The sequence below is a fragment of the Synechococcus sp. R6-5 genome (genome assembly GCF_047461775.1).
Lineage (GTDB): Bacteria > Cyanobacteriota > Cyanobacteriia > Thermostichales > Thermostichaceae > Thermostichus.
Genome location: NZ_JANSHV010000124.1, coordinates 1 through 8,113, shown reverse-complemented (window position 1 = coordinate 8,113; position 8,113 = coordinate 1). Strand labels below are relative to the sequence as shown.

General features: G+C 60.2%; 6 protein-coding genes and 2 pseudogenes. 6 read left to right on the top strand and 2 right to left on the bottom strand.

Annotated features, from left to right (window positions below):
- The 4 genes and pseudogenes from NW818_RS07410 to NW818_RS07395 form a co-directional block, all read left to right on the top strand.
- The coding region (locus NW818_RS07410) for an O-antigen ligase family protein (protein WP_414424206.1) at window positions 1-991 on the top strand (991 nt) is incomplete at its 5' end.
- A 122-nt stretch (window positions 992-1,113) separates the two neighbouring features.
- Complete coding sequence (locus tag NW818_RS07405) at window positions 1,114-2,259, top strand: quinone-dependent dihydroorotate dehydrogenase (RefSeq protein WP_414424205.1); 1,146 nt, start codon at window positions 1,114-1,116, stop codon at window positions 2,257-2,259.
- A gap of 31 nt (window positions 2,260-2,290) precedes the next feature.
- Window positions 2,291-3,176: pseudogene (btpA, locus tag NW818_RS07400) on the top strand (photosystem I biogenesis protein BtpA).
- Window positions 3,177-3,252: 76 nt separating this feature from the next.
- Entirely contained in the window at window positions 3,253-4,311 is a 1,059-nt protein-coding gene (locus NW818_RS07395) for a diguanylate cyclase (protein ID WP_414424204.1), read from the top strand.
- On the opposite strand, the gene NW818_RS07390 is transcribed toward NW818_RS07395, so the two are convergent.
- Window positions 4,287-5,138, bottom strand: coding sequence for a vitamin K epoxide reductase family protein (locus tag NW818_RS07390; protein WP_414424203.1), 852 nt, complete (start codon window positions 5,136-5,138; stop codon window positions 4,287-4,289). The two genes, NW818_RS07395 and NW818_RS07390, sit on opposite strands and share 25 nt — an antisense overlap.
- 36 nt (window positions 5,139-5,174) lie before the next feature.
- A complete protein-coding gene (gene mutL / locus NW818_RS07385; RefSeq protein ID WP_414424202.1) occupies window positions 5,175-6,911 on the bottom strand; it encodes a DNA mismatch repair endonuclease MutL in 1,737 nt (578 codons plus the stop codon).
- Window positions 6,912-7,179: 268 nt separating this feature from the next.
- On the opposite strand from mutL, the pseudogene NW818_RS07380 reads away from it, so the two are divergent.
- Together NW818_RS07380 and NW818_RS07375 are read left to right on the top strand one after the other, a co-directional pair.
- A pseudogene (locus NW818_RS07380) lies at window positions 7,180-7,374 on the top strand (PKHD-type hydroxylase); the annotation flags it as partial.
- Window positions 7,375-7,667: 293 nt separating this feature from the next.
- Window positions 7,668-8,072 (top strand): universal stress protein, encoded by a 405-nt coding sequence (locus tag NW818_RS07375; RefSeq protein ID WP_011433838.1) that lies wholly within the window; start codon window positions 7,668-7,670, stop codon window positions 8,070-8,072.
- Window positions 8,073-8,113: the final 41 nt, after the last annotated feature.

Sequence of the window (8,113 nt, the reverse complement as noted above, 5' to 3'; positions counted from 1 at the left end):
GTCCTTTCGCGTCAGCGGGACGGAGTTCCATCCTGTAGGCCGTCGGCGGTTGGCCCAGGTGTTGGTGCTGGGCAGCGGGCTGATGCTGCTTTTGGGTTGGGGAGAAGTGCTGTGGGGATGGCAGGGGCACTTCTTCTTGGGGCCGGTTTGGATTACGGGGGTTGCCGGGGGAGAGCGACCGGCGGCAGCCTTCACTTCCCCCAATACGCTGGCCATCTACCTGGTGATCCACCTGTGCTTGGCAGCAGGGCTGTGGCTGGATCAGGCCGACAAAGACTGGCCGAGGGTGGTAGGGCTGGGAGCTGTGTTGGGGCTGGGATCCCTCTTGTTGCTGCTGACGGCCTCTCGCAACGGCTGGGGAGTGGGGGGGCTGGCGCTGGTGATAGGGCTGGCCCTACGGCGCTGTTGGTGGGGGATCGGGATCTTGGCCGGTCTGGGATTGGCCGGTTTGGCCGCTGCTTGGGATTGGCCGGGCTGGCGGGCCGTAGTGCCCCGATTGATTTGGAGCCGTCTGGCAGACACCTTCGATCCTCAAGCGCTCTACTTTAGTTCCACCGCCAACCGGCTGGATGCTTGGCAATTCGCCCTGCAGATGGTGCAGGAGCGGCCCTTGACCGGTTGGGGCTGGCAAAGCTTTGCCGCTCTTTACAATGCTCAAGATCCGCCGGAGCTGCTGGGCCATTGCCACAATTTGTACCTGCACCTGGCGGCTGAGGGTGGGATCCCGCTGTTGCTGGGCCATCTGATCCTGTGGGGCTGGATTTTGGCGCGGGGATGGCAAGCTTGGCGGCGCTCGCAAGAAAGCGTCCTGTTGGGGATGCTGCTGGCCTTGACGGCATTTTTTGCCTCAGGGCTTTTGGACGTGGTGATGTTGGATGGCCGCATTCACCTGCTGGTAACCTTACTCTTGGGGGCAGTTTGGGGAGCCAGCCTTGAGCGGCAAAGGGACTCCATCTCCGGCAAAGAGCAAGCCCAGAGAGGTTACCGTTGAGTGCTGCAATGGGATATCCCTTAGCTGGCAGTGAGCCCGGAGTCCATCAGTTGCTCACCGATTTTTGCGACGCGGAAGCAAGCTACAGCCAAGGGGCAGTTTACCTGTAGAGGGTCTTTGCGGTGAACCTGTACCGAGATGTGTTGTGGCCTCTGCTTTTTTCTGGGCTGAGAGCCGACCCGGAAGCGGTCAAGATGGGCCTGCTGCGCGCCTTGCATTGGATCGATGCCACCCAGGCCACCGGGATCCTATCGGCTCTGGAGCGACTGTTTTGCTACCGGGATCCCCGGCTAGCGGTGTCGCTGTGGGGCCTTACCTTTCCCAATCCCCTTGGATTGGCTGCGGGCTTCGACAAAGATGGCCTGGCTCTGGGCGTCTGGCCCAGCCTAGGATTTGGTTTTGTAGAGGTGGGCACCATCACTCCTCAGCCCCAACCGGGCAACCCCAAACCTCGCCTGTTTCAACTGCCCCAAGATCGCGCCGCCCTCAACCGCATGGGCTTTAACAACCAAGGGGCGGCGGCTCTGGCGGAACGGTTGCGCCGGCTACAGCAACGTCCCATCCCCATTGGAATTAACCTGGGCAAAGCCAAAATCACCCCTCTGGAAGAAGCGGCTGCCGATTACCTGGCCAGCTTCCAGCTGCTCCAGGAGCTGGGGGACTACTTTGTGGTCAACGTCAGCTCCCCCAACACGCCGGGGCTGCGATCCCTGCAAGCTGCTGAGCAACTGGAGCCCATCCTATCTGCCTTACAGCAGGAAAATCAGAAGCGAAAACCCCTCCTGGTGAAGATCGCTCCCGATCTGGACTGGCCCGACATTGACAGCATCCTGGAGCTGGCCCAAGACCATCAACTGGCCGGGATCGTGGCCACCAACACCACCCTCCGCCGCGATAACCTGAAAACCCGTTTCCTGCCTGGCCGCGGGATCCCCTTCGCACCAGCGGAGTCTAGGCCAATCCTTGCAGAAGCCGGCGGGATCAGCGGTGCCCCCTTGCGGGAGCGTTCCACCCAAGTCATCCGCTACATCCACCGCTCCACCCAAGGAAAATTGCCCATCATCGGAGTGGGGGGCATCTTCACCTTGGCCGACGCCTTGGAGAAACTGGAAGCGGGAGCCAGCCTGCTGCAGGTCTACACCGGCTGGGTTTACGAAGGGCCGGGTATGGTGCCGCAATTGCTCCGAGGCCTAGCCCGCTCTTCTCCCCCCAGCCCTGATGTTACACTTCCCCCAGAGAATACCCCTGTGGGTCAGATCCAGGCGTAAGATCGTTAGGGATCCCTGAGGAAGCTTGCCGGTGAACCTGCTGCAACACCTCTTCAAAACCCCCCATCCGGTCATTGGGGTGGTTCATTTGTTGCCGCTGCCCACCTCACCCCGCTGGGGGGGGGACTTGGAATGGGTGATCGCTCAGGCAGAACAGGCAGCTACTGCCCTGGCTGCAGGGGGAGTAGATGGGATCCTCGTCGAGAACTTTTACGATGCCCCCTTTGCCAAGGATCGGGTGGACGCAGCGGTGGTCAGCGCCATGACCGTCATCGTCCAGCGGCTGAAAACCCTGGTCTCGCTGCCGGTCGGGATCAACGTCTTGCGCAACGATGGCTGCAGTGCTCTGGCAATTGCCGCCTGCGTGGGGGCGCAGTTCATCCGGGTGAATGTGCTCTGCGGGGCGATGGTGACCGACCAAGGCATTATCGAGGGGAATGCCTACCGCCTGCTGCGCTATCGCCGGGAGCTGGGGGCTAATATCAAGATTTTTGCCGATGTGCTGGTGAAACACGCTCAACCCCTAAGTCCCATCAGCCTGGATGCGGCCATCACCGACACGGTGGAGCGCGGCCTGGCCGATGCCATCATCCTTTCCGGCTGGGCCACCGGCAAGCCACCCCTGCTCGAGGAGCTGGAGCTGGCCCGCAAAGTTGCTCCTCAGGTGCCGCTGCTCATCGGCTCGGGGGCTACTGCTGAAAACATCGGCAGCCTGATCCGGCGGGCAGATGGAGTAATTGTGGCCAGTTCTCTGAAGCGGTCTTCCCGTTCCGCAGGCATGCCGGCAGGCTATTGATCCCTTTCCCATGATCGACCCGATTCGGGTGCGGCAGTTTGTGGAAGCACTGCACCTTGGGATCCGCGAGCGGGTCTCCAACCATGCTTATTTGGCCGCTCCCGGTTCTGGTTCCAACTAGCTGTTGGCGCTAAGATTGGGATCCGACTACAATGGGCGATCCCTCTTTAGCTATGCCATCCCTTGATCTGGAGGGCTTGGATTCTGTATACCACCCTTCTGGTTCAGCAGAAGAAACCTTTTGGAGCTCTGTTCCGGCCCGGACTCCCCGCATTTGGGTTGTCGATGATGACCCAGTAGTCCGTCGCTATATTGTCGATGCTCTCAAAGGCTCTCAGTACTACGTGGAAAGCTGGGAAAGCGCCCGAGCAGCTTGGGATTCCTTGCAAAGCTTGGAAGAGAGCGAGTGGCCCGACATGGTGATCTGCGACTGGGTCATGCCTGAGATGTCGGGGGTAGAGTTCTGTTGCCGTCTCAAGGGATCCGCAGCAGGGCAGTTCGTCTATTTCATTTTGCTCACGTCCCGTTCTGAAGTTGAGGCTCGGGTAGAGGGGCTGGATGCGGGGGCGGATGAATTCATCACCAAGCCGGTCGATCCCGAGGAGCTGCGAGCGCGGGTGCGGGCAGGGCTGCGCCTCCAGCGGCTCACCCAAGCTTTGGCCCAGGCCAACCGGCAGTTGCGAGCCCGCAACGAGCTGTTGGAGTCTTTGTCTTTGACGGATCCCTTGACCGGGGCGTTGAACCGGCGAGCTCTGGATCAGGCGCTGCCCCATTTGCTCAAGCAGGTGGGAGCCCGCGGGGAAGCTCGCTACCGCTATCTCTGCCTGCTGATGATGGATGTAGATCACTTTAAGCAAATCAACGACAGCCACGGCCACTACATTGGCGACTGTGTGCTGCAGGCCATCGTCGGGCGGCTGCAAAATCAACTGCGGCCCTCCAGCCTGCTCTACCGCTATGGTGGGGAAGAATTTGTTTGCCTTACGCCCGGACTTAGCCCCTCTCGCTGTGGTCGCTACGCAGAGTCTCTGCGGCAGGCTATCGCCAAACGGCCAATTGACATCTCCCCCAAGCGCAGCCTACCTGTTACCATCAGCATCGGTGGGGTCGTGCTCAGCGAAGACTACCGCCTGGAGCCGGAAGCTGCCTTGCAGCAGGCGGATAGCGCGCTCTACCAGGCCAAGCAGGCAGGGCGCAACCGAGTTCACATCCTCATCCCGACTCCAGGGGTTTATCTGCCCTCTTCCAGCGGATAGCCAGAGGCCACCGCCAAGGCTTCCAGAGAGCGAACGCCTGTGTAGGTGCGGCCATTGATGATCCAGGTGGGATAGCTGGTGATCCCCGCTTCTGTACATTCTCGAGCTTGGGGAGTGCCGGGGCCGTTGGGGGAGCACTCCACGTAGGGCACTTGGTCGAAAGCTGCCCCGAACAGCTCTTTCTGATCTTGACAATGGGGGCACCAATAGGCCCCGTACATAGTGCCGCCGATCTGCCGCAGGTGGGCTGCTAACCCTACCGCCAGGGGGCTAGGCGGGGGAACTTGGTTGGCGTACACCCCAATCGTGGTCACCAATGTGAGAAAGGCCACCAGAATGTAGCTGAAGGCCAGCTTGCCCCCATCCAGCCAGCGGTGGCCCAGCACGGTCACCAGCCATAGCCCTGCCACCAAGATGATCGCGGTGGTGCAGTACATGCAGAATTGCCGTAGCACTGCCACCATCAGGTAAAGCATGTACATCTCAAAGGCGGTCATGGCGGAAACCAAGCCAAACAGGGCCGACCAGCGCCACCGCTTCACCAATGGGAGCCCATCCGGCAGCACCGCCAGCGCCAAGACTCCCAGAAACCCCAGCAGGCCAACAGCCGCGGTCGGGATCCCCAAAAACTCTGCCCAACGGCTGGAGAGCACCAGGTCACACCCTCCATCCCCAGTGCAGAAGGCGGCGGGCTGCTCCGTCAGCTTGGTGTAGGTGAGATAGGCCGTCAACAGGGATCCCAGGCTGGCCAAGATCGCCAAGATCAGACGGGAATGGCGCTGCAGCCAGGTCTCTTCTTGGGCTTTGAGTTTGAGATAAGAAGCCATGGAGTTTCAGGGGTTTCAGCAGTTGGACACCCCCGATTATAGTGGGGTGGAGCTGGGCTCGTCCGTGGGATCCGACGCAGAAGAGCGCACCTGGGCGGCAAACCTGTCTCCCAGCGGATCCAGCTCCCATAGGGATCCCAGTTTGGAGTCGGAGATAGGCCGGTCGCAGAGGCCCCAACGGCGGCGGAAGTAACGGGCCAGATCTTTTTCTGCCAGGGCCAGGTAGACCGGGCGACCATGAGGGCAAGTGTGGGGATTGGCGGTGCGCTGCCAAGCTTCCAACAGCTTTTGCATCTGCTCCAAGGTCAGCGGGATCCCATTGCGCAAGGCCCCTCGACAGGCCACCGCCACCTGGGCTGCCTGCACATCTTGACAACGGCTGAGCTCTAGCAGGGATCCCTGCACCTCTTCTGGATCTTCCGACTCCAAAGCCAAAGGGAGGCGTCGAATGAGATGGGTATTGGGGCCGAAGGGTTCCGGCTCCAGCCCCAACTGCTCCAACCGCTCCAGGGCTTGGGGCGATAGTCCTTGCAGCGTTACGGGCGTCGCCGGTGCCACCAGTTGCCAATGCTGCTGGATGTACTCATAGCGAACTCGCTCGTGGGCCAGGTGTTGCTCCACCAGCCATAACCCCTGGGGGTGCTCTGCCAAGATGTAGGTCCGATGCAGTTGGGCCAGCGCCTTGAGGGGGGGCAGGAGAGAAGTTGGGCGGTCAGAGGGAGGAAAACGGCTCTGGAGATCGGGCGAGACTCGATAGACCACCTTGGCCTCGCTGGCCCGGATCAGATGCACAGAGCGGCGGCTGGCTTGCCCGGATCCCAATTGCAGAAGGGAGTGCAGGTGTTGGCGCAACTGCTCCTGGCGGGCCGTCAGATTCTCCAGGTAGAGCTCGCTTTTGGCAGGATGACGGTTCCAATCCACCTGCTCTGGGGGCAGGCGCAGGTGAACAACCACCAGTGGATGACGGTGGCGAGGCAACGCGTGGTGAAAAACCGACTGGATCAGCCGTTGCCAGTCGGGCATCTGCACAAACCGTCCGTTTACGGCCACACGGATCCAATCGGGGTGGGGGCGATGCAGGCGATCCGGCAGGCCCAGCACCACTTCCCAATCGCTATCTCCATCCTGGATCCGCCGATAGCGCAGATCCGTGGGATCCAACTGCGGCAACACCTGCAGCAGCAGATCTTGCAGAGATTTTCCCGGCCAGAGGCTGAGCAGCAATTGCCCTTCCTGATGCACCTGCCAACTGACCCAGGGATGGGCTAGGGCTGCATTCTGCACCAGGGTTAGGAGCGGGCGAGTTTGGGGCAAAGCCCGACGGCGCAGAGGCCAGTCGGCAAACAAATCCGCAACCGTGACCACCGTTCCCAAGGCAGTGGCTGCCGGCTGCTTGTGGATCAGCTCCCCCTGTCGGTCGTAGGCGGCCAGCCAGCCGTGAGCATCGTCAGCGTGGCGGGTTTGGATAGCTAGGGATCCCAAGCGGGCTAGGCTGTGCAGGGCTTCCCCACGAAATCCCAGGCTGCGACCTTCCAGTTTGCTGGTGGTATGGCGGCGGGCCACCTGCTCCAGCTCCGAGGCCGGGATGCCGTGGCCGTTATCCCCCACCCGCACCTGCCAGCGAGTCGGCCAGATCTCCACTTGAATGCGGGTGGCCTGGGCATCGAGGGCATTTTCCAGCAATTCCCGCAGAGCAGCCCCCAGAGAGTCGATCACCTCTCCTGCCGCCATACGGGCAATCCGTTCTGGAGTCAGGGGTTGGATCTGGAACATGACACCCATCCTGCCAATCTGAGGGTCAGGGGCCAACAGAGCCTTAGCTTAACCTTCTCTTGCGGTTTCTGCGGCGGGCAACAGGAGCCTTGCACGCTCTAACCGGTTGAGGTCTGCAGAGGGGGGAAGTGCGCTCGATTTTCCGCTGGCCATTTCTACCGATTCGTTCCAAAGAGGCAATCAAAGCCAGATAAGATTTACATAGGAATAACTTTCATGCTACTGAGGATTTGGCCTCTTCTGATTTTTTGGGTTTCCAGAATATTTTTTGTGTATTGGCAATGTTCTCAACACGGCAGAACTGCAGCAAACTTTGAGCCTTTTATCAGATGCAGATTTTGTGGATGGTGCCCTGACAGCGAGTTGGAATGCCAGGTTTGTCAAAAACAATAGGCAACTGCCCGAGGGATCCCTGCAGCAACAGCAGATCCAGGAGACCATTTCTGCGGCTCTAGATCCCAATTGCCGTTTAGCTTGATCTGGAAGTGGCCCAACGGCAGGAACTGCGTAAACCCCAGCCAAGCACAGCTTCAAAAGGTCGGGCTTTCCCATGAGCAGTATGCAGGGCGTCTTCTACTGCTTATCCAAAAGGGCTCCCGTTTCCGGTTGATGCCAAGCGGCTAAGGTCGAGCCCCTCACAATAGGAAAATGGGCTGGGATCCTTCAGCCCCCGGCAAAGTTGGTAGAATAAAGTCAGCCTTCGCCTTGAACTTGAATTTGGATAGGGACTGGGGTCGACCGTTGGGATCCTCGGCTATGTTCGACAAACTGCTCTTTCCCATCGATAACTCGCGTGAGACCAGCCACGCCTTGCCCTTGGTGGCGGACATAGCACAGCGCTACAAGAGCCAAGTGTATTTGCTTTCTGTGCTGGATGATACGGAGCTTGACCCGGAGCGAGCCGAGCAAGCCCGGCAGAACATCCACAACCTGCTTAAGCAAACGGAGTCTGGCCTGCATCAAATCGGCCTTAGCAACGTCAAGAGTGAGTATCGAGAGGGGAAGGTACCTTTTGTCATCTGTGATGTGGCAGACGAGCTGGAGATCAGCCTGATTGTGATGGGCTGCCGCGGCCTCACCCTATCTGGAGAGGGGCAGAACAACTCCGTGAGCCACCGCGTGATCGATCTCTCCCCCTGCCCGGTGTTGGTCGTGCCCTGAGGAGAGGGATCCCATTGACCAAAAGGCGCGGCAAGCCCCGT